Origin of the sequence: Bradyrhizobium sp. IC3123 (assembly GCF_020193625.1) — a bacterium.
Lineage (GTDB): Bacteria > Pseudomonadota > Alphaproteobacteria > Rhizobiales > Xanthobacteraceae > Bradyrhizobium > Bradyrhizobium yuanmingense.
The window spans coordinates 178,047-199,548 of the sequence record NZ_JADYVF010000009.1; the positions used below are offsets into that span (position 1 = coordinate 178,047).

The following is a 21,502-nucleotide window of genomic DNA, read 5'->3' on the forward strand; positions in this document are numbered from 1 at the left end:
TGGCGATATAACCCGGCCGGAACATTGTCATGGAGTACGGGTGTTGATGGTGCAGGAGCTTCGGTCATCGCGGACGAGGTTGCGGCGGGGCGCAGCGGTCGTGCTGGCATTATCGGTCGGGCTCGCCTCCGTCTCGCCGGTGGCGGCACAGTCGTTGACCGACCGCTTCAAGAGCCTGTTCGGCGGCAAATCCGACGAGCCGGCGGAGCCGAAGCCGGCGCCTGCGCCCGGGCAGCCGGCCGAAGACGACCTCGATTGCCCGCAGGTCACGGTGCGCGCGGGCGCCTCGACCTACGCGGTCGGCGCCAGCGGCAAGCCGGCGGTGGGCAATGACATCCGCTTCCAGGCCTCGATCACCAAGATGGCGCGCGAATGCTTGCGCAGCAGTGCCGGCATCACCGCCCGGATCGGCATCCAGGGCCGCGTCATCGCCGGCCCCGCCGGGGCGCCTGCCTCCGTCGAGGTGCCGCTGCGCATCGCCGTCGTGCAGGGCGGCGTCGGCGAGAAGGTGATCGCCTCGAAGGCCTACCGGACCACGGTGGCGATGTCGGAAGGCGGCAGCGTGCCCTTCACCTTCGTCGCCGAGGATCTGGCCTATCCGGTGCCGGCGCCCGCGGTCGCCGATACCTACATCTTCTATGTCGGCTTCGACCCGCAGGCGCTCTCGCCGGAGCCGAGAGGGAAGAAGAAGAAGTAGGGGAGATCTTGCGGCAATGTCAGCTGTCATTGCCCGCGAAGGCGGGCAATCCAGTATTCCAGAGGCCGCGGTGCTTGAACTGAGAAGCCTCGGCGTACTGGATCACCCGCCCCAGTGCGCAAGTGCGCACAAGGTGGGTGATGATACCGCACTTGTGGATGCTGTTACCCGACAGACAAAAAGCCGGCGCTCGTCGCGCCGGCTTTTTGATTGGGTAAGGCAAATCCCTCAGTTCAGCTTCTGCCTGACTTCGTTGATGCCCTTGGCGAGCAGGTCGTCGGCGATCTGGCCCTTGACCGACTGCGACAGGATCGTGGAGGCAGCCTGCACGGCGGCTTCCGCGGCGGCTGCCCGGACGTCCGCGAGAGCCTGAGCCTCGGCGAGTGCGATCTTGCCCTCGGCGGTCTTGGTGCGGCGGGTGACGAAATCTTCCAATTTCGCCTTGGCCTCTGCTGCGATGCGCTCCGCTTCGGCGTTCGCGTTGGCGATGATGTCGGCGGCCTCGCGCTCGGCACCGGCAGTGCGCGCCTTGTAGTCGGCGAGCACCTTGGTGGCCTCCTGCTTGAGGCGCGCCGCCTCGTCCAGCTCGGCCTTGATACGAGCGGCGCGATGATCGAGCGCCGACATCGCCGTCTTGAACACCCCCACATAGGCGAAGATCACCATCAGGATCACGAAGGCGACGGCGACCCAAAACTCAGGTGTGAAGAACATCGAGACTAACCCTTCAAGGTCGCATCAACGGCGGCATTGACCGACGTTGCATCCGGAACGACGCCCGTGAGCTGCTGAACGATGGTGCCGGCTGCATCGGCCGCGATGCCGCGGACGTTGCTCATGGCGGTCGCGCGGGTCGAGGCAATGGTCTTCTCCGCCTCGGCGAGCTTGGCGGACAGTTGCTCTTCCAGCGCCTTGCGTTCGGCTTCCGCCTGCGCATTCGCCTTCTCGCGGGATTCGTTGCCGATCGCCTGTGCACGTGCGCGCGCCGACGCGAGCTCGCCTTCATAGGCCTTGAGCGCCGCCTCGGACTGGTCCTTCAGCTTCTGCGCTTCGGCGAGATCGCCCTCGATCTTGTTCTGACGCGCCTCGATCGCACCCCCGACACGCGGCAGCGCGAACCGGGAGACGATCAGATACAGCGCGACGAAGGCGATCGCGAGCGACACCAGTTGCGAAGCAAAGGTGCTGCTCTCGAAAGGCGGAAAGCCACCGCCGTGGTGACCGCCATCGGCCTCCGTGTGAGCGCCGGTACCTTTGGCGCCGCCATGACTTTCAGCCATGGAGTTCTCCTGTTGCTGTCAGACGCGCCGCCTCCCACCTGGAAGCGGCGCGAAACGCGTTCAGAGCGGGACGAACAGCAGCAGCAGAGCGATCAGCAGCGAGAAGATGCCGAGCGCTTCGGTCACGGCGAAGCCGAAGATCAGGTTGCCGAACTGACCCTGAGCAGCTGCCGGGTTGCGCATGGCTGCGGACAGATAATTGCCGAAGATGAAGGCCACGCCGATGCCGGCGCCGCCCATGCCGATGCACGCGATGCCCGCGCCGAGAAACTTAGCTGCTTGCGGATCCATTTTTGACTCCTTGGAAGAAAGACAGGTGTGGGTGGAAAAGCACCCGGATCACTCAGTGTCCAGGGTGAATGGCGTCGTTGAGGTAGATACAGGTCAAGATCGCAAACACATAGGCTTGCAGGAACGCGACCAGCAGTTCGAGCGCGGTGAGCGCGACGGCGAGCGCCAGCGGCATGACACCGCCGATCCAGCCGACCACGCCAAGAGACGCGCCGAGCATGGCAACGAAACCGGCGAACACCTTCAGCGCGATGTGGCCCGCGAGCATGTTCGCGAACAGTCGAACGCTGTGCGAGACCGGCCGCAGGAAGAACGACAGCACCTCGATCGCCATGACCAGCGGCAGGATGTAGCCGGGAACGCCCGAGGGCACGAACACTTTCAGGAACTTCAGGCCGTTCTTGTAGAGGCCGTAGATCAGGACCGTGAAGAACACCAGCAGCGCCAGCGCCGCAGTGACGATGAGATGGCTCGTCACGGTGAACGTGTACGGAACGATGCCTACGAGGTTCGAGACGCAGATGAACATGAACAGCGAGAAGATCAGCGGGAAGAACCGCATGCCATCCGCTCCGGCAGTGCTGCGGATCATGCTGGCCACGAACTCATAGGAGAGCTCGGCCACCGACTGCAGACGCCCCGGAACCAGCTGCTTGCCGCTGGTGAGCAGAAGCAGCGCAATGATCCCCACCGCGACGAACATGTAGAGAGAGGCATTGGTGAAGGCGATCGTGTGATCGCCGATACGGCCGATCGTGAAGAGCGGTTCGACGTTGAACTGATGGATCGGGTCGATTTTCATCCGCGCGGCATCTCTCGTCTGCTGGACAAGCCGACCAGTGAAGATTGGTCGGCCGGCTGTGCCGGCGAGCGGCACGACAGTTAACCCGGCTAGGCCAATTACGAACCACCGCGCCTGTTCGGACCCGCGCCTGCCGTTCTCACCACATTCACCACGCCGGCGATGAAGCCCAGCAGCAGGAACGCGATGAATCCGAAAGGCGACGTCGACAGCAAGTGGTCGAACCCCCAGCCAATCCCCGCTCCGACAGCGACGCCGGCGATCAACTCCGAGGATAGTCGGAAACCAAGCGCCATCGCCGAGGCTCTGGCCGCTTTGTCTCCATCGTCACCTGCGGGTTGCTCGGTCTTGGCCCGGCGGTCGCGAAATTCGGACAACCGCTGATCAAGATTTCCGAGCCGATCGGAAAGCGCGGCTTCCTCGGGCGATCTATCGCGATCTCCATCCTCGCCGTGTCCCGTGCCCTGTGTCATGCAACGAAGACCCGAAACGCTGCGGCTGAATGGAAATTGCGCCCGTCACCCTCAAAAGCCGCGCGGACCATACTGATGGCCTATAATCAAGTCAAGCCAAGTCACGATTGCGTCCCTTCCGATTATGTATTTGATTTACTTGATGATATTGACGCGCACGGCAGCGCTGCACACAGCGTGACGCCGCACCGCAGCAGGTCTGCTTGCGAACGGCGGACGCAGCCGTGCTTTCGCCGCGCTCGCGGGATCAAAGAAGCCGCCGCGTTCGTTGATTTCGGGGGCGGCTTTTTGGCGGCGGATTGCCGGCGGGGGGTGTAGAATTGCAACCGCAGCCGCAGCAGTGCCGGGCGGAGACAATGATGAGACCTGCGACGTCATCCACGACATCATGGCTCGCGGCGGCGGCCGCGGTGATGGTAGTCAGCGGCGGCCTCGCGGCCGCGCAATCTACGCCCGACGGCGAAAATGGCCGCTACAGCATGACGCCCATCCCCGAGGGCGTGCTGCGGCTCGACACGCGCACCGGCACGGTGTCGACCTGCACCAGGAACGGCGCCGGTTGGGCCTGCTACGCGGTGCCCGACGAGCGGACCGCACTCGACGCCGAGATCGGCAGGCTCCAGGCCGAGGTCGAGCGGCTGAAGGCACAGCTCGCGGCGGGGCCAACGGTATCGGGCAAGATCGACGAGGCGCTGCCGAAATCCGATCCACTCAGGAAGCCCGAGCCCAAGGTCGCCGAGGGCGAGCGCAAGATCGAGATCCCGCTGCCGAGCGAGCAGGACGTCGACCGCATGATGTCGTTCCTGGAAAAGGCCTGGCGGCGGCTGATCGACATGGCCAACCGCGTGCAGAAAGACGTGTCGGGGAAGATCTGATGCGGGCCCCTCCATGACATCAGCCAGATCCGTCACCCGCTCCGCACCATCGTCCGTACAGGCCACGACCGTCACATCGGCACTGCTCACCGTGCAGACGCCTGGCCGCGGCTTCACTGATCTGACCAGCGAGGCCGCGAGATTCATCGCCGAGGCGCACGCGGGTGAGGGCGCGTTGACGCTGTTCATCCGCCACACCTCGGCCTCGCTGACGATCCAGGAGAACGCCGATCCCTCCGTGCTGGTCGATCTTACGACCGCGCTGTCACGGCTCGCGCCGGAGAACGCGGGGTGGACCCATGATACCGAGGGGCCGGACGACATGCCGGCCCATATCAAGACCATGCTGACGCAGACTTCGCTTCAGGTCCCGGTCCTGAGCGGCAAGCTCGCGCTCGGCACCTGGCAGGCGATCTACCTGATCGAGCATCGCAGCCGCCCGCACCGCCGTGAGATCGTGCTGCAATTCATCGGCAGCGATCGATAACCACAAAGCAAAACCGGCCGCGGAGACCGCGGCCGGTTGGTGTCGTCGATTGCTGCTGCGATCAGGTCGCCTTGATGTCGACGTCCTTGGTTTCCGGCAGGAACAGGAAGCCGATCACGACGGTAATCGAGGCGAAGATGATCGGGTACCACAGACCGGCATAGATGTCGCCTGTCGAGGCCACGATGGCGAAGGCGGTGGCAGGCAGGAGGCCGCCGAACCAGCCGTTGCCGATGTGGTAGGGCAGCGACATCGAGGTGTAGCGGATGCGGGTTGGGAACAATTCGACCAGCATCGCCGCGATCGGGCCGTACACCATGGTCACGAACAGGACCAGGACGAACAGCAGGCCGATGATCGCCGCCGGCTGCGGACGGAAGACGTCGAACGGATGCGACATCTTCACGATGCCGGTGTCACCCGCCTTGGGATAGCCGGCCGCCTGCACCGCGGCGAGAACCGCCGGGTTGCTGTCCTTGGCGTTGGCGTAGGGCACGTCCTTGCCGTTGACCACGACCTTCACGCCCGAGCCGGCCGGACCCGAACTCGTCGTGTACCTGACCGACGATTGCGACAGGTAGGCGCGTGCGGTGTCGCAAGGCGCGGTGAACACGCGGGTGCCGACTGGGTTGAACAGATCGCCGCAGCTGGCGGGATCGGCCACCACCTCGACCTTGACCGACTCGATGGCCTTTTCCAACGCCGGGTTGGCGTTGGACGTGATCATCTTGAAGATCGGGAAGAAGGTCAGCGCCGCGATCAGACAGCCGCCGAGGATGATCGGCTTGCGGCCGATCTTGTCGGAGAGCGCACCGAATACGATGAAGAAGCCGGTGCCGAGTAGCAGCGACCACGCAATCAGGAGGTTGGCGGTGTAGCCGTCGACCTTCAGGATCGATTGCAGGAAGAACAGCGCGTAGAACTGGCCGGTGTACCAGACCACGCCCTGGCCCATGACGCCGCCGAGCAGGGCGAGCAGCACCAGCTTGCCGTTCTGCCAATTGCCGAAGGCTTCCGTCAGCGGCGCCTTCGAACTCTTCCCCTCTTCCTTCATCTTCTGGAAGATCGGCGATTCGTTGAGGCGGAGCCGGATCCAGACCGAGATGCCGAGCAGCAGCACCGAGACCAGGAACGGAATGCGCCAGCCCCACGCTGCGAAATCGGCCTCACCGAGCGCGGTGCGGGTGAACAGAATCACCAGCAGCGACAGGAACAGGCCGAGGGTTGCCGTGGTCTGGATGAAGGAGGTGTAGAAGCCGCGCTTGCCGTTCGGCGCATGCTCCGCGACGTAGGTCGCCGCACCGCCATATTCGCCGCCGAGCGCCAGACCCTGGGCGAGGCGCAGCACGATCAGGATGATCGGGGCCGCGATGCCGATGGTCGCCGCGTTGGGCAACAGGCCGACGATGAAGGTCGACAGACCCATGATCAGGATGGTGACGAGGAAGGTGTATTTGCGGCCGACGATGTCGCCGACACGGCCGAACACAATCGCGCCGAACGGACGCACCAGGAAGCCCGCGGCAAACGCCAGCAGCGCGAAGATATCGCGGGTTGCCGGCGGATAGGCCGAGAAGAACTGCGCGCCGATGATGCCGGCCAGCGAGCCGTAGAGATAGAAGTCGTACCACTCGAAGACGGTACCGAGCGAGGAGGCGAGAATGACGAACCGTTCGTCCTTCGTCATCCCGGCGCCGGCAGATGGTGCCGATGTTGCAGTTACTGTCGTCATTCAGATTCGCTCCCGCTTGTTTTCTTTTCAAGAACCGATTCGCGCCACGCGGGCGCGCCACCAATCGGGGGCGAGCAATTACATGCCTATCGCGTCCGGCCCAATAGTACTTTCGACGCGAATCGGAAGGATCGCGGAGATGTCGGACGGGAAATCACGGAGCCGCGGGAACGAAATACCGTGGGTCTGCAGCCTCAAACTAAAGTCCAAGGACGGAAAAGCCCATCGCGACAATCCACATCACGACTGACACCAGGGCAGACCAGTATGCGAACACCAGATAGGTTTCTCGCATCACCGCCGAGACTGTTTTTTGTGCATGCGGCTGAGGCGGGCGTCTGTCTTTTGGAAGATACAGCCACATCTCGGTGCGGCGGTGGTCTTTGGTCCGCGCCTCCTGCGCTTTCAGGAGAAGCACCAGTGTCATGATCAGGCTCAGAAAGCCTCCCGCCTGAAACGCGGAGCGCGGCAGAAACGAAAGGCCGATCATGACGCAGAATATGGCGAGGGAGGCAAATCCGCACGCGCGCAGGACCGTTTCAAAGGCGATGCGGCGCATTTCTTCCATGAGGAGGAACTCCGTCGCCTGGCTCATTGGGATCGAGATGCGTCTAGGGTAGTCCCTGCGGGGCCTGCCTTCAATGGTTCCCGCCCGCCGTTCAGAGGCCGACGCTGATGAAATTGCCGGCGGCGGGGAGCGCCAGGATAGCCGTGCCGGCCAGCCAGATCCAAAGCGAGACGCCGTTCGACTCCTGTGCGCCGGTGACGCGTTCGTAGATGGCGGCGGGAATGCCGCCCAGGATCACGGTGGCGGTCGAGACCATCAGCGAGGCGAACATCAGCGTCAGCGACATGTTTCCGAACAGAAGAGGGCCTGCGAGCGGTTGGACGTAGAGCAGGGCGAAGATCAGCCAAAGCTGGTTGAAGAGGCCGTTGATCATTCCGAAGAAGGCAATACCGATCAGGAAGAAGTTGCGGTTCATGATCCTCCTCCCGCAAGCCGCGGCGCGAGGTTGAGCACGAGCAATGTGTAGTGGAGCACGATCCGCAACCAGAACATCCAGACAAAACCGAACAGCCACACGATGGCTGGAGGAACTGCCTTCGGCGTGACGGTTGCAATGGCGGTGAGCACCGGATCGGTGAGGCGGCAGAAGAAGCGCCAGATATAGTTCGGCGAGTCGGCGTCGACGAAGAGGCCGAGCAGGAAGCGGCCGAGCATGGTGTACATCAGAGCCGCCAGAACGAAGTTCGGCAGGTGGAAATACCAGTATCTGGCGAACGAGTCGGCAATGTCCAAAATCTGTCCTCCTCCGGACCTCGCTCTGGCGCAGTATGGTCTTGCGAGGGCTGCCTGCTCGGCCCGGGCCGTCGGGCATTCTGCACCGGCCGCCGCACCCAACAATGTCAAGGCAGACGGTTCTGGGCAAGCGAGCGCCGCCGGTCGCAAACAAGAACGGGGCCTCGCAAGGCCCCGTTCGTCGCAATCGATCCGATCCGCTCAGGTCGTTTTCTCTTCGAGCACCGTGCGGCCTCGCGGCTTGCGAATCTCGTCGACATAGGCCTGCATTTCCCGCGACGGCGCCCTTCCCAGCAGGCTCACGATGATGATCACCGCGAAGCCGAATGGCGTCCCCAGCAAACCGCATGCGATGTTGTTGAGGTTGAACCAACCCACCTTGTTGGCGAGCGGGTGGGCCAGCGTCGGCCAGCTCTCCATGGCGTTGGGCAATGCCATGGCCTTGGCGATGTCCACCAGCGGTGCGCCGGTGACCGGATTGAGCAGCGACGTCATGCCGAAATACTTGACGCCCGCGCCCGGGAAATAGCGCGTGACGAGCAGGTAGAACATGCACAGCCCAAATCCGGCGATGATGCCGCAGATCGCGCCCGTGGACGTCGTGCGCTTCCACCACACACCCATCACAAGCGCCGGGAAGTTGCCCGCCATCGCCAGGGAGAACGCCCAGCCGACCATGGCCAGGATATCCCCGGGCTTGGTGGCAGCCGTCGCCGCGGCAATGACTGCGACCGCCAGCAGCAGCACGCGCGCGATGATCAGCCGGCGTGCCGTCGGCGCGTTCGGATCGATCATCTTGTAGTAGACGTCATGCGACAGTGCATTGGCGATCGCGAGCAGCAGCCCGTCGGCGGTGGACAGAGCCGCGGCCAGGCCGCCGGCCGCGACGAGGCCCGAGATCACGTAGGGAAGGCCCGCGATCTCCGGTGTCGAGAGCACGATCACGTCCGTGTTGATCACGAAGTCCTGCAGCCGGACCACACCGGGGTGACCGGCAACGGCCTTGCAGGCGGCAATGACGGCGTCGATGTTGACGGCGTTCTTGCCGCAGATCTGGATCAGCCCGAGCTCGCCCCAGCTGAACAGCCAGGGCCTGATCGCGGACAGATCGCGCCCGATGATGTTCGTGTACACCTCCAGCTTCGAGAACGCCGCATAGGCAGGCGCCGAGAAGTACAGGAGGAAGATGAACAGCAGCGACCATGCCACGGATTGCCGCGCCTCACGCACCGACGGTGTCGTGAAGTAGCGCATCAAGATGTGCGGCAGCGAGGCCGTCCCGACCATCATGCACAGAATGATCGCAAAGAAGTTCAGCGGGCTATAGCTGAAGAACGGCTGAATGTGCGGCTTGAGGCTTGCCGCCGCCGCCAGTCCGTTCGCGAGCATGTCCTGTTCGCGCGCCGTGATGTCCGCGATCGCGTGCCCATAGGTCAGCTGCGGAAGCGGTATCCCGTAGATCTTGGTCGACAGGATCACGATCGGTGTCAGGTAGGCTATGATCAGCACGATGTACTGGGCCACCTGCGTCCAGGTCACCGCGCGCATGCCGCCCAGCATCGAGCAGACCAGGATGCCGACCAGTCCCGCGAAAACCGCGAGCTCGAACTGCATTCCGAGGAAGCGCGAGGCAATGATGCCCGTGCCGTAGATCTGCGCCGTGACATAGGTGAACGAGCAGGCGACGAGCACGACGACGCCCAGCGCCCGGGCGAAATTGCCGCCATAACGGAAGGACAAGAAGTCGGGCACCGTATAGGCGCCGAATTTGCGCAGATAAGGCCCGATCAGGATGGAGACCAGCACGAAGCCGCCGGTCCATCCGAGCACCCAGGCAAGTCCGTCATAGCCGAGCAGGAACAGCGTGCCCGCCATGCCGACGAAGGACGCTGCCGACATCCAGTCGGCACCGGTGGCCATGCCGTTGTAGAACGCCGGTACGCTGCGACCGGCCACATAGTATTCCGAGACTTGCGCCGTTCGCGACAGAATGCCGATGATGGCGTAGACCGCGAGCGTGAAGAACACGAACAGGTAGCCGAGAACCTTGTTCGGCACCCCGATCACTTCGAGGGCGGCGAGCAGAAGGACGAACGCGACGAATCCACCGGTGTAGAAGCCGTAGATCCGCCCGAGGTTGCTGAGAAAGTCGGAGCCGCCGGTTGAGGCCTGCGTAGCCATGTTCAATCCCCCTAATCGTCTTCTGCGAAGCCGAATTCTCGGTCGATCTTGTCCTGCTGTCTGGCGAAGACGAACAGGATGACCACGAAGGCGATCAGCGAACCCTGCGCGGCCATATAGAAGCCGAGCGGGAAGCCAAGGATCGGCAGCTTGATGGCGTTGAGCGGAACCACGAACATGTGGATGACGTATCCGAAGAAGAACCAGATGCCGAGGTTGATCAGCATCAGGCGCGAGGTCTTGCGCCAGTGGGCTTCTTCTCGTTCTTTGAGATTTTGGGAGTCAGGCATGGGCTGCATTTCCTCTGTCAGCACTCCGGCATGCGAGCCGGAGGAATCGAGGGGTTGCATACCCGTCGCTGCGGCCCCCCCGTGCCGCCTTCCAACCGGTCTTTCGCCAATTTGGAATGTCGGAGGCTAACATCAGGAGTGCCGAGGTCTTTCTAATACTTTCGGAGGGAACCGATGTTGCGGATGCGAACGGCGCTGCGGCCGTTGACAATTCGGGCGCGGCGAGCGCGGGATAGCACGGCGATTCCGTTTGGCAGGATCGGATTACGATGAAGCTGCTGCAGAAATTCTTTCGTCCCCGGCCGCCGATTGGCGATCGCAAGGCGCTTGCCGACTTCATAGACGCGCAGTCGGCATTCATCGTGCAAAAGGGTATTTACGAGTATTCGCGTGCCCGCGCGGGCCATTACGCCAAGGTGCTGTTTGCCGAGGAAGGCTTTGCACAAGCCGTCGAACGGTCGCGCTGGCAGGCTTATCCGCTCGGGCTTGCGATGGTCGGCGAGATGGTCGAGGGGGTATTGCGCCCACATGCCGGCATGCACCGCCGGGCGGTTCTCGACCAGATGATCCTCGTCGTCCTCTCGGTTTTCGACCGTTACCCCGTGCCGCCGTCGCTCGGCGAGGACGCCTGGCTTGAGGCCCGGCGCGAGCTGGAGCAGAGGCTCGACCTTGTTGGCGGGCATGCGCCCAAGCGCGTGATGGACATTCCCGAGCCGCTGGCGGAAACCTATTTTGCGATGATGCCGATCCACGAAAAGCTGCGCGGACGGGATTTCGAGACGATCCGCAATTACCTGCGCGTCAGCCTGTGCAACATCCATGACGAATTGGTCGATCGCATCGATGCGGCTGCCGTGACCAACAGGCTGCTGGCGTAGGATCGCCCGGCCTCTGCCAATGCCCGGTTTGCCGGCCAGCATCGCACGGTCCGGGCCTTCCGAGGGAGGACAATGGATACGACGAGTGGTGCTGCCCCGCTTTTGTCGCTCGACGCCGTTGTCATCGATGCCGAAACGACTGGGCTCGATCCGCGCAAGGCGCGGGTGATCGAGCTTGCGGGCGTGCGTCTGTCGGCCGGAAAGCTGGTCGACGGCGGTTCGTTCGTTCAATTGCTGCGGCCGGCCGATCAACCGATCCCCGCCGAAACGACGCGCATTCACGGCATCGATGATGCCATGGTCGCTGAATCGCCGCTATTCGTGGATGTGTGGCCGCGTTTCGAGGCATTCCTCGGCCGGACGGTCGTCATCGGGCACATGATCGGTTTCGATCTGGCCGTCCTGAAGCGCGAATGCGATCTGGCGGGATTGCCATGGTCCCGGCCTCGAACGCTCGATACCAGACTGCTTGCGGAGATCGTTGCGCCGGACCTCGGCGGATACCAGCTGGAGAATCTTGCGGCCTGGCTTGGCATTGACGTAGCCGGCCGGCACTCCGCTCTCGGCGATGCGATCACGACGGCACGGATCTTCCTTGCGCTGCTGCCGAGGCTGCGCGAGCACGGCATCCGGACCGTCGCTCAAGCCGAGCGGGTCTGTCGCGCGCTCACCACGGTGCTCGACGATCAGGTGCGGATGGGTTGGGTCGAGCCGGTCGAAGCGACGGCTCGTATCGATGCAGAGCAAACGCTGAAGCGATTCGACGCCTATGCCTATCGCCACCGCAACCGCGACATCATGCGGTATCCCGTCATTTTCGTCGGTCCGGACGTTTCGGTGAGCGAAGCCCTGGCGCGAATGACCAGCGAGAGAATATCGGCTGTGTACGTCGGTGCGGCGGATGCGGCCGCCGACGATATCAAGGCCGTCGAGGCCGGGATCGTTACCGAGCGTGACGTGCTGCGGGCGATCGCCCGGCTCGGTGCCCCCGCGCTGGAGCTGCCGGTGCACCGCATCATGAGCAGGCCGCTGGCGGCGATTCCCGAGGACGCGCTTGTCTATCGCGCGATTGGCCGGATGAATCGCCTCAAGACCCGCCATCTCGGCGTCGTCGATGAGGCCGGCCGGGTGGTCGGTGCGTTGTCCGCGCGGGACCTGCTGCGTCTGCGGGCAGGGGAGGCCATATCGCTCGGCGACGAGATCGAGGATGCTGCGGATACGCAGGCATTGGCGCTGGCCTGGGCGAAGCTGCCGCGGGTTGCGGAGGTGCTCCTGGCGGAAGGATTGTCCGGGCGTCAGATTGCGGAGGTGATCTCCAGCGAGCTCTGCGCCCTCACCCGTCAGGCCGCTGTGATCGCCGAGCGGATCATGCGGGATCGCGGTCGGGGCGCGGCCCCCACGCCCTACACGCTGATCGTGCTCGGGTCTGCCGGGCGCGGCGAAAGCCTGCTGGCGATGGATCAGGACAATGCCGTGATCTTCGCGCAAGGCGAGCCGGGAGGCGACGAGGATCGCTGGTTTGAGACGTTCGCAGCGCACGTTGCAGATATTCTGCACGAGGCCGGTGTGCCCTATTGCAAGGGGGGCGTCATGGCGAAAAACCCACCCTGGCGCGGCTCTGTTGCAACGTGGCGGGACCGCATCGAGCACTGGGTCTGCCGCTCCAGTCCAAAGGATCTGCTGTCGGTCGATATCTTTTTCGATCTCCGGGCCGTTCATGGCGACGGCAGCCTTGCCGTGGCGGTCAGGCAGGCGGCTTTCGCGGCAGCCGAGGGGCAGGTCGCGTTCGCCAAGCTTCTGGTCGAGGGGATCAGCGTCCCTGCGAGCCTGAAATTCTTCGGCGGCATTCGCACTGACGGCGGTCGCATCGACCTCAAGGCGGCAGGGCTGTTCGGCCTGGTTGCTGCAGCGCGTGCGATGGCGATCCGTTACCATGTGATGGGCCGATCGACATCGCAACGCCTCGCGGGCGTGAAGGCCCTGGTTGGCCGTGGCCAGACCGATCTCGATGCGCTCGACGAGGCCCATGGTATCTTTCTGGAGCTGATCGTGTCGCAACAGATTGCGGATGTGGCGCAGGGGACGGCGCCCTCCAATGCGGTGTTGGTCAAGCCGTTGTCGGCCCGTGATCGCGAGCGATTGAGGGCAGCGCTTCAAGCGGTCGCCGTGATCGATGAGTTGACCCGGGACCTGCTGTTCAGGGATAGATGAGACTCGTCAGCGGCTTTTTGCGCTGCAACATCAGTTGGTTGACGCCTGTGATTAACCGCCTTGCGACTACGGGCGGAAGGTTGCCTTGCAAGACGGCTCCAGTCAGTAAACAATCGCAATTGCTGCTTGATCAGCAACGAGTTGAACTTCTTTCCCGATCTTTCGTCGGCCTGCGGAACAGATGACTGCAACAGCCAATGCAAACACCCATCTCGTCATCGCCGATGATCATCCCCTGTTCCGCGATGCGCTGCGGCAGGCGGTGGCGGGCGTTCTCCCCGCGGCTCGGATCGACGAGGCCGGATCCTTCGAGGATCTGACCAAGCTTCTTGAGCAGGCCTCCGAGGTCGATCTGGTCATGCTCGACCTCTCCATGCCCGGGATCTCCGGCTTTTCCGGCCTGATCTATCTGCGCGCGCAATACCCGGCGATTCCGGTCGTGATCGTCTCGGCATCCGACGACAGCGCCACGATCCGCCGCTCGCTCGATTTCGGCGCGTCCGGCTTCATCCCGAAGCGGTTCGGGGTCGAAACCTTGCGCGATGCCATCCTCAAGGTGATGGAGGGCGACGTCTGGGTTCCCACCGACACCGACCTGTCGGCTGCGGCCGATCCCGACATGACCCGCCTGCGCGACCGCCTGGTGACGCTGACGCCGCAGCAGGTCCGGGTCCTGATGATGCTGTCGGAAGGCCTTCTCAACAAGCAGATCGCCTACGAGCTCGGTGTCTCAGAGGCCACCATCAAGGCGCATGTCTCGGCGATCCTGCAAAAGCTCGGCGTCGAGAGCCGGACGCAAGCGGTGATTGCCGCGGCGAAGATCGCCGGCAGCCAGTGGAAGCAGGGCACGCCGACGGGGTAGCGTTTGCGCGTCAACTGGCGGATGTCCGGGCTCGCGGCAGAGCGCAATCATTCGTCGCGATGAGAGCTTCGGCGGTTTTGACCCGTGTGGGCATGTCGATCGATGGATTAGCTGGACCGCTAAACCGTCGTTTGGAATAGACCGCCAGTAGCTGACGCGGCTAAGTTGGGGTCAAACCCCGGAGGATGAAGATGCCGTACTTCACAGCCAACCAGACCCAATCCGATCGCACGTCTAAGGTGCTTGCAGATGTCTTCTGTGCGCTTTTACTAGGGACCTTTTCCATCGTCTTTTTCGGCCTGGTTGGCGGCCTTATTGCTTTAGTTCTGCTGGAAGCTTGCTTGCTCGCCCTCGATTGGGTGATGCCGAGCGACGATGATGCCGCTGGGGTTGTCCGCTAGGAGATCAAGGGCCAACGAATGAGCAAGCCCGTAAAATCTGAAAGCGAACTCGTCGCCATGGCGAGAGCCGAGTTGAAGGTCCACGCCGACTGTCCCGATGGAATGACGATTTCCATCCTCCGCGACGGGAAATCCTGGGAGTTTCGGGCCAGCGCTGATCAGGCGACCTCTGATCGGCCGGGCTATCCTGAATGCGTTGCCATGCTGGTCCAGATTGGGGATCACCTCTGCAGGCAGTACGACGTCGAGGGTTAGGCGCGCCTCGACAGCCGACACCGGTCAGAAGATGCGGTCGATCACCATCGTCAGGCCAGCTGAGAAGGCCATGATGATCACCAGGGGGACTCCTGTCTCAAAGAATGGCAGCTCCATCCACCGATGTGACTGCCCGTTGCGAGGCAGGAAGACCCAGAGGAGAGCGATCGACAAGACGACCAGGAATGCGCCGATCACGAAATCCTCCTCTGGAGCACTGATATCTCGCTGGAGGTTGTCCTCCGCCGGTCGCGTCGCCGGTAAGCCCCGAAGGTCAACCCAATTAAGCCTAGTGACGCTAACTTAGACATTGCTGCGGCAAACTGTCCATTTTCCTGTTGACCGGGAATTGGCCGACGGTAAAGGTGGCCCTGCTTCACGCGGCGGCTGAGACCTGAACGTGTCTTGCCGAAAACCGACAGCAAGAACGGGCGGAAGCATCAGGAGGGGTCAACTAGCTCCCGCGCAGACGTGGCAGGCAGCTGATGCAGCGCCATGGTCCTGCTCGCCTGGGGGATAGTACTCAGCGAGCGGGGACAAGGCATCGATGCGCCCATTGTTGGCGATGAGTACGGCTATCGACTGGCTGAACGAAAAGGTCGGCAACGTCTGCAATATTCTGGTGCTCGCGGCCTGCGTCGTGAGTGCTGTCAATGCGATGATCCGCTACGCCTTCAGTTACAGCTCGAACAGCTGGCTAGAGACGCAGTGGTATATGTTCGCCGTCATCGTGATGTTCGGCGCGTCCTACACCTTTAAGCGCAACGAGCACGTCCGCGTCGAGATCCTTTATCTCATGCTCACCGAACGCGGCCAGCTGTGGCTGGACCTGATCGGGACATTGGTCTTCCTCGTCCCTGCCTGCCTGCTCCTCAGCTACCTCTCTTGGGGGATGTTCTACAATTCGTTCGTCATCGGCGAAATGTCCAACAATGCAGGCGGCCTTCTGCGGTGGCCGATCAAGTTCGTCCTGCCGGCCGGCTTCTTCATGGTGGCTTTGCAGGGTATCTCGGAGGTCATCAAGCGCGCCGCCGCCTTGCGCGGTGAAGTCACCATCGATGCGAAATACGAGCGGCCGACCCAATGATCACGATCGAGATGATGCCGCCGCTGATGTTCGGCGGTCTTGTGCTGGCGATGCTCATCGGCTTTCCGGTCGCCTTCACGCTGGCCGCCCTCGGGCTCTCGTTCGGATTTCTCGCGATCCATTTGGGATTTTTCGAGTTCAGCTTCCTCCAGGCGATCCCGGAGCGCATCTACGGCAGCGTTCTGTCCAACGAGCTGCTGCTGGCCATCCCATTCTTCACGTTCATGGGCGCGATCCTCGAACGATGTGGCCTCGCAGAGGACATGCTGGATTCGATGGGACAGCTGTTTGGCCCCGTTCGCGGCGGTCTCGGCTATTCCGTGATCATCGTCGGCTTCATCCTTGGGGCCATCACAGGCACAGTGGCGGCGCAGGTCATCGCCATGGCGCTGATCTCGATGCCGGTCATGATCCGCTACGGCTACAACGTGCGCTACATCACCGGCGTGCTCGCAGCCTCCGGCACCATAACCCAGCTGGTGCCTCCCTCGCTGGTTTTGATCGTGCTCGCGGACCAACTCGGAAAGTCGGTGGGTGACATGTATCTGGGCGCCTGGGGGCCATCGATACTTCAGATCGCGCTGTTCGCGGGCTACACCTTCGTTCTGAGCATCGTCAAACCGGGCCATGTTCCGGCGGTGCCGAAGGAAGCGAGGACGCTCAAGGGCTGGGCACTCTGGCGCAAATGCCTTCTGGGCATCATTCCGTCCGCCGTTCTGATCTTCGTGGTGCTCGGCACGATGATGCTGGGGCTCGCCACGCCGACCGAAGCGGGTGCCATGGGCGCCGTCGGCGCGATCGTCCTCGCCGTCATCCATCACAAGGATTTCAGCTCGGCCGGTCACAAGGTCTTGCTCGTGGGCGTGGCCGCGGCCGGCGTGGGCACCATCATCGGCATCTACTTCACGCCTAATCTGCCGTTCAAAATTGCGTTCGCGATTGCCTATCTGGCGGTGGCCTGGGCGTGTCTCGAGGTAATCAGGATTCCCGACCTGCGCTTGCTGGTAAAGCAGGGTTATGAGACCACCATGCGCATCACCTGCATGGTGACTTTTATCCTCATTGGATCGACCTGTTTCTCGATTGTCTTTCTCGGCTGCAACGGGGGCGTCTGGCTGGAACACATGCTGACATCGTTGCCGGGCGGTGTATGGGGCTTCTTAATCTTCATCAATCTGTTCATCTTCTTTGTCGCCTTCTTCCTCGACTTCTTCGAGATTGCCTTCATTATCGTTCCCATGATCGCGCCGACCGCCCTCAAGCTCCTCACGCCTGTCGTCGGCGCGGATGCCGCCTTGATCTGGTTTGGGATCATGCTGTGCGTGAACATGCAGACCTCCTTCCTGCATCCCCCCTTCGGCTTCGCACTGTTCTATTTGCGCGGCGTGGCGCCGAGGGAAGTCAAGAGTTCAGACATCTATTGGGGTGCGGTGCCGTGGATCGGTCTGCAGGCGATCATGGTTGCGGTCGTGATCGCATTCCCGATCACTGTCACCGGGTTGCTGGACGCCCCGATCAAGGTGGATCTGGATAAGATCAAGATCGAGATTCCGGACATCGAGTTGCCGCCACCGCTGGTCGATTTCGGGCAGCCCAAGAACTAAGGGACGTCCGCCGAAGCACTTCCGCTTTTCGTCCAACCCGGGCGGTTGACGCTCTCCGCTTTTCGCGCTGCTGCTGGAGATGACGGGACATCATGTGCGCGTTCTTCGAAACATGATTTGCAGGGACGTGACCGAGCCACCCCTAGGGGTTGGGCCGTCGTCGCTCAAAACAGCAACGGCTGGGTCAACCGATCGGCGGCCAAATATTCTACTTTACAGAAATTCGGATTCAGCGTAAATCCTGGCTCACCCTGATCCGGCGAAAGGGGCGGTCGTACGTCGTCACGAGCCGCGGATCGGGCTGCGGTGGACGCTTTGGCGCCGTCGCGGATGTGGGACGCAGGGCGGGGTGATGGATTGAGCCGAGCCCCGTGAGCGCCTCGCAAGCCGCGTTGTACGAACGGCGCCGTTCGCGTAACGGCAAAACCGTGTGGTCCTGGCCGTCGTTGCTACGGTCAAGCGCTTGCGGATGCGGCATCTGCGCCAACCGGCGCGGTGTCGGTGACTTTCGTGAGGGCGAGGGAGGCCAGAGGGAACTCGGCTCCCGGGAGAGCACGGCATAAGCCGTCCGACCATCGCGCAGGGAAGGCCGTGTGTTCGGCTTCACCTGTATGCTACTGTGCGGTTCCTTCTGCGTGTGCATTTCGCGCAGCGGACCGCGGGTGCGAGCCAGCACCCGGCCTTCCCTGCGCCCTTTCTCCAGGAGGGCGTGACGCGAAGCGCAAAACTCGGGCGAAACGCGCCGCGAGAAGGCGAAGCCATGTCTGCGAGTCGAGACGCTGGTTTGAGGTCGATAACGGTTCACCTTGCGCCGTCATTGCGAGGAGCGCAGCGACGAAGCAGGGTACGCCGACGGAATAGGGCTGCTACAGCGTGGTCAGAAGCACGCTGGCCGCTTTGATATCCGCCGTATCGGCGCCCTCGGCAAAGCCCTCGAGCGCCGATTGGAGCCATCGCTTCGCCTCGTCGCGCTGCCCGCGTCCGGCAAACAGCCCGGCGAGCTCGATCGCAGCGCGCAGCTCCCAGGCCGTGGCGCCTTGCCGGCGGCTGAGATCCAGGGATTGCATGAAGTGGGCTTCTGCCTGCTCGGCGTCGGGCTCCGGCAGCGACAACAGAACTCTGCCTTTCATCCGCAGCAATTCGGGCATGTAGAGATGATCGCCGCTCTGATCGACGAGGCGGATCGCATCGTCGATCAGGCGCGCACTCTGCTCGACCTGTCCAAGCGCCAACAAGCCTTGAACCAGCGCGATGTTGAAGGTCGTGGTGAGCAGTTCGTAGCCGGCCTCGTGGAGCTTGCGTAGGCAAGCCATGATCGTATCGACGCCTTGCGCGGCGTCTCCCCGACGGATCGCCAGTTCGCCTTTCACGCCGCGGCCCACCACGAGATAGGGACCCATCGAGCGAGATTCGGCATGCGCGATGAATTGGTCGATGCTCTGCTCGGCGCCGTCGAGATCGCCGTCCCAGAGCGAGATCGAGACCGCCCAGATCAACGCGATGCACAGCGTGATCGGATGCTCCATCTGCGCGGCTTCAGTCACCGTCTGTTGCGCCAGCTGCCGCGCGTCCGCGGGCCGGCCCTGCAACCAGAGTTCGCGCGCCAGCGTGATGCCGGCCCGGTTGCGATGATCGAAGCCATGGATGGTGCTGATTCGTTCGGCGCCCGGCCCTTGCCATGCGACCTCTAGCATCTTGAGCGCGTCGCGGTGCTCGCCGGCCAGATGCAGCGAGACCCCGAGCAACGAATGGGCGAGGACGATCGAGCCCGGATCGCCGAGCGGCTGCGCGACCGCAAGGCTCTGCTGCGCATAGCCAAGCGCGGCATCAAACTGCCCCATCCGTTCGTGGAAGATGTGCATGCGGCCGAGCAGCTGGAGCTGGTTCGGCGCGTCGCCGCGCGCCTCCGCGATCGCAAGGCTCCTGCTCAAGGCCACGCGCGCCGCCTCGCTGCCGCCGCGCGTGAACATCAGGGTCAGCCCGAGGGCAGCCTGGATGTGCATTTCATCGGCGCTGCCGCGCGCGGACGGGGGCATGGCAAGCAGTGCCCGTTCCGACCAGCGCCGGCATTCGATCAGAAGAGACATCGCGAGGAAGATCGGCGCTGCCGCGGCGGCGAGCGCAATGCCGGCGGTGGCGTCGCCGCCCGCGCCAAAGCACCAGTCCAGCGCGGCACGCACATTGTGGAGCGCGGAGAAGTGGATCGCCCGTTCGTCGGCGTTCGGCGTTGCCGCCCATGTGCTGCCGGCCTGCTCCAGCCATCGCCGGTAGTAGGTCGCGTGGCGGGCGGCGAGCGCGGCGTCGTTCGGCTCGATCTCGAGCAGATAGGCGCGCGTGGTATCGAGCAGACGGTAGCGCATCATGGCGCCGACCGGCCGTGGCGCGACCATCGATTTGGCGACGAGACTGTCGATGGCATCGAACAAATGGGAGCGGTCGGCACGTTCATCCGGGACGACCTCGAGGGCAGCGTCGATGGTGAAGTGACCTGCGAAGACCGCCAGCCTGCGGAGGACGAGGCGCTCGATGTCGGACAGCAGCCCGTAGCTCCAGTCCAGCGTCGCCCGCAACGTCTTCTGTCGCGGCGGCGCGGTGCGCTGGCCTTGCCAGAGCAGATTGAGACGCTCATCGAGCAGCGCGGCCGTCTGCTCCAGGCCGTAAGCTTCGACCCGGCCGGCGGCGAGCTCGATCGCGAGGGCCATGCCGTCGAGGTTGCGGCAGATCCTCGCGATAGTCGCGGCGTTGGTATCGTCGAGCGCGATCTGCGCCCCGCCTGCGGTCGCCCGTTCGATGAAGAGCTGAAGCGCGGGATAGGTCTGTGCAGCCGCCGCACTCAGCCCGGCACTATCAGGCGGAACGGCGAGCGGCGCCAATCGATAGACCTGCTCGCCCTCGACGCGCAGGGCTTCGCGGCTGGTGGCGAGGATGTGGACATCAGGCGCAGCGTGGAAGATCGCCGAAGCCAGCGGTGCCGCCGCGGCGATGACATGCTCGCAATTGTCGAGGATGAGCAGCATCCGCTTGTCTCGGAGATGCGCGAGCAGCGCGGGCAGGGGATCGTCGGTCTCGGCCGGCAAGCCGAGCATCAACAGGATCGAGGTGATCACGAGATCGGGATCGCTGAGCGCGGCAAGGTCGACGAAATGCGCGGCGTCGGAGAACGTCGCGAGCAGGTCGTGGGCGATCGCCACCGCGACGGCAGTCTTGCCGACGCCGCCCGGACCGACGATCGTGACGAAGCGCGAGGTGAGAAGCTTGTCGGAGATGGTGGTGACGGCCTGGTCGCGCCCGATCATCCGTTGCAGCCGATTCGGCAGCTTGACCGGCGGCAATTCCATCGGCGGGGACGAGCGCCGCGCCGCCGGAAGCTGCGTGTGCGAGATCGGCGCCACGAAGCAATAGCCGCGTCCGGAGAGCGTCGTGATGTATCGCGCGCCGTCCTTGCCGTCGCCGAGCGCCTTGCGGAGAGCGGCGATGTGAAAGCGCAGATTGGCGTCTTCGACGGTGATGCCGGGCCACACCAGCGCCATTAGATCCCATTTGCTGACGACCTCGTTCGGCCGCGACATCAGTGCGGTCAGCGCGTCGAACGCCTTCGCACCCAGCGGCACTGTGACGCCGTCGCGCGTCACGAGCCTTTCATGTGGCGCCACGGTGAATGGTCCGAACGAGAGTCTTGGCCCGGTCGGCGTGGTCATCGCGAAATCTTGCTCATTTGCGAACCGGATAGCCAGAGGGCAGCCATCCCGCAAGGCCTGCGTTGCATCGGCCTCAGACCTTGTTTGCAGGCCTCGCA

At 63.4% G+C, this 21,502-nt stretch carries 23 protein-coding genes; 10 read left to right on the plus strand and 13 right to left on the minus strand.

Annotated elements, in window-relative coordinates:
* Positions 1 to 46 precede the first annotated feature (46 nt).
* Positions 47 to 697: a hypothetical protein gene (locus tag I6F20_RS26500; RefSeq protein ID WP_035996613.1), complete on the plus strand. Its 651-nt coding sequence runs from the start codon at positions 47 to 49 to the stop codon at positions 695 to 697.
* A 228-nt stretch (positions 698 to 925) separates the two neighbouring features.
* On the opposite strand, the gene I6F20_RS26505 is transcribed toward I6F20_RS26500, so the two are convergent.
* The 5 genes from I6F20_RS26505 to I6F20_RS26525 form a co-directional block, all read right to left on the minus strand.
* Positions 926 to 1,411 carry a F0F1 ATP synthase subunit B family protein gene (locus I6F20_RS26505; RefSeq protein WP_035996616.1) on the minus strand — a complete coding sequence of 162 codons (486 nt, stop codon included), beginning with the start codon at positions 1,409 to 1,411 and terminating at the stop codon, positions 926 to 928.
* A gap of 5 nt (positions 1,412 to 1,416) precedes the next feature.
* Entirely contained in the window at positions 1,417 to 1,977 is a 561-nt protein-coding gene (locus tag I6F20_RS26510) for a F0F1 ATP synthase subunit B (protein WP_036020580.1), read from the minus strand.
* Between the two features lie 60 nt (positions 1,978 to 2,037).
* Entirely contained in the window at positions 2,038 to 2,268 is a 231-nt protein-coding gene (locus I6F20_RS26515; protein WP_008541273.1) for a F0F1 ATP synthase subunit C, read from the minus strand.
* 52 nt (positions 2,269 to 2,320) lie between these two features.
* On the minus strand, positions 2,321 to 3,070 hold the full coding sequence (locus I6F20_RS26520) for a F0F1 ATP synthase subunit A (RefSeq protein ID WP_035996621.1): 750 nt from the start codon (positions 3,068 to 3,070) through the stop codon (positions 2,321 to 2,323).
* Positions 3,071 to 3,168: 98 nt separating this feature from the next.
* Positions 3,169 to 3,543: an AtpZ/AtpI family protein gene (locus I6F20_RS26525; RefSeq protein WP_035996624.1), complete on the minus strand. Its 375-nt coding sequence runs from the start codon at positions 3,541 to 3,543 to the stop codon at positions 3,169 to 3,171.
* Positions 3,544 to 3,902: 359 nt separating this feature from the next.
* Here I6F20_RS26525 and I6F20_RS26530 point away from each other — a divergent pair, with 359 nt between their 5' ends.
* On the plus strand, positions 3,903 to 4,418 hold the full coding sequence (locus I6F20_RS26530) for a hypothetical protein (RefSeq protein ID WP_036040226.1): 516 nt from the start codon (positions 3,903 to 3,905) through the stop codon (positions 4,416 to 4,418).
* Between the two features lie 13 nt (positions 4,419 to 4,431).
* Positions 4,432 to 4,905 carry a secondary thiamine-phosphate synthase enzyme YjbQ gene (locus I6F20_RS26535; protein WP_036020587.1) on the plus strand — a complete coding sequence of 158 codons (474 nt, stop codon included), beginning with the start codon at positions 4,432 to 4,434 and terminating at the stop codon, positions 4,903 to 4,905.
* A gap of 61 nt (positions 4,906 to 4,966) precedes the next feature.
* On the opposite strand, the gene I6F20_RS26540 is transcribed toward I6F20_RS26535, so the two are convergent.
* From I6F20_RS26540 to I6F20_RS26565, 6 genes are all read right to left on the minus strand, one after another.
* Positions 4,967 to 6,592, minus strand: coding sequence for an MFS transporter (locus I6F20_RS26540; RefSeq protein ID WP_225128591.1), 1,626 nt, complete (start codon positions 6,590 to 6,592; stop codon positions 4,967 to 4,969).
* 244 nt (positions 6,593 to 6,836) lie between these two features.
* Positions 6,837 to 7,205: an integrator complex subunit 1 gene (locus I6F20_RS26545; RefSeq protein ID WP_157785154.1), complete on the minus strand. Its 369-nt coding sequence runs from the start codon at positions 7,203 to 7,205 to the stop codon at positions 6,837 to 6,839.
* A gap of 91 nt (positions 7,206 to 7,296) precedes the next feature.
* Positions 7,297 to 7,620: a hypothetical protein gene (locus I6F20_RS26550; RefSeq protein ID WP_035996632.1), complete on the minus strand. Its 324-nt coding sequence runs from the start codon at positions 7,618 to 7,620 to the stop codon at positions 7,297 to 7,299.
* Positions 7,617 to 7,937, minus strand: coding sequence for a YggT family protein (locus tag I6F20_RS26555; protein ID WP_035996633.1), 321 nt, complete (start codon positions 7,935 to 7,937; stop codon positions 7,617 to 7,619). Before I6F20_RS26555 ends, I6F20_RS26550 begins: the two co-directional genes overlap by 4 nt.
* Before the next feature lie 201 nt (positions 7,938 to 8,138).
* Positions 8,139 to 10,118 (minus strand): sodium:solute symporter family protein, encoded by a 1,980-nt coding sequence (locus tag I6F20_RS26560; RefSeq protein ID WP_036040224.1) that lies wholly within the window; start codon positions 10,116 to 10,118, stop codon positions 8,139 to 8,141.
* An 11-nt stretch (positions 10,119 to 10,129) separates the two neighbouring features.
* Positions 10,130 to 10,408, minus strand: a complete 279-nt coding sequence (locus tag I6F20_RS26565) for a DUF4212 domain-containing protein (protein ID WP_035996678.1) — start codon at positions 10,406 to 10,408, stop codon at positions 10,130 to 10,132.
* Between the two features lie 269 nt (positions 10,409 to 10,677).
* Between I6F20_RS26565 and I6F20_RS26570 the strand changes: the two genes are divergently transcribed.
* From I6F20_RS26570 to I6F20_RS26590, 5 genes are all read left to right on the plus strand, one after another.
* Positions 10,678 to 11,286: a hypothetical protein gene (locus tag I6F20_RS26570; RefSeq protein WP_057028414.1), complete on the plus strand. Its 609-nt coding sequence runs from the start codon at positions 10,678 to 10,680 to the stop codon at positions 11,284 to 11,286.
* A gap of 102 nt (positions 11,287 to 11,388) precedes the next feature.
* Complete coding sequence (locus I6F20_RS26575) at positions 11,389 to 13,497, plus strand: DUF294 nucleotidyltransferase-like domain-containing protein (protein WP_225128519.1); 2,109 nt, start codon at positions 11,389 to 11,391, stop codon at positions 13,495 to 13,497.
* Positions 13,498 to 13,678: 181 nt separating this feature from the next.
* Positions 13,679 to 14,359: a response regulator transcription factor gene (locus tag I6F20_RS26580; protein ID WP_225128521.1), complete on the plus strand. Its 681-nt coding sequence runs from the start codon at positions 13,679 to 13,681 to the stop codon at positions 14,357 to 14,359.
* A 191-nt stretch (positions 14,360 to 14,550) separates the two neighbouring features.
* Positions 14,551 to 14,760 carry a hypothetical protein gene (locus I6F20_RS26585; protein WP_036020622.1) on the plus strand — a complete coding sequence of 70 codons (210 nt, stop codon included), beginning with the start codon at positions 14,551 to 14,553 and terminating at the stop codon, positions 14,758 to 14,760.
* An 18-nt stretch (positions 14,761 to 14,778) separates the two neighbouring features.
* Entirely contained in the window at positions 14,779 to 15,015 is a 237-nt protein-coding gene (locus I6F20_RS26590) for a hypothetical protein (protein ID WP_025033504.1), read from the plus strand.
* Positions 15,016 to 15,039: 24 nt separating this feature from the next.
* Here I6F20_RS26590 and I6F20_RS26595 read toward each other — a convergent pair whose 3' ends face one another.
* On the minus strand, positions 15,040 to 15,213 hold the full coding sequence (locus tag I6F20_RS26595; protein ID WP_157785976.1) for a hypothetical protein: 174 nt from the start codon (positions 15,211 to 15,213) through the stop codon (positions 15,040 to 15,042).
* Positions 15,214 to 15,562: 349 nt separating this feature from the next.
* Here I6F20_RS26595 and I6F20_RS26600 point away from each other — a divergent pair, with 349 nt between their 5' ends.
* Together I6F20_RS26600 and I6F20_RS26605 are read left to right on the plus strand one after the other, a co-directional pair.
* Positions 15,563 to 16,102, plus strand: coding sequence for a TRAP transporter small permease subunit (locus I6F20_RS26600; protein ID WP_036020596.1), 540 nt, complete (start codon positions 15,563 to 15,565; stop codon positions 16,100 to 16,102).
* Complete coding sequence (locus I6F20_RS26605) at positions 16,099 to 17,706, plus strand: TRAP transporter large permease (RefSeq protein ID WP_225126868.1); 1,608 nt, start codon at positions 16,099 to 16,101, stop codon at positions 17,704 to 17,706. Before I6F20_RS26600 ends, I6F20_RS26605 begins: the two co-directional genes overlap by 4 nt.
* Before the next feature lie 866 nt (positions 17,707 to 18,572).
* Here I6F20_RS26605 and I6F20_RS26610 read toward each other — a convergent pair.
* Complete coding sequence (locus I6F20_RS26610; protein WP_225128523.1) at positions 18,573 to 21,404, minus strand: ATP-binding protein; 2,832 nt, start codon at positions 21,402 to 21,404, stop codon at positions 18,573 to 18,575.
* Positions 21,405 to 21,502 lie beyond the last annotated feature (98 nt).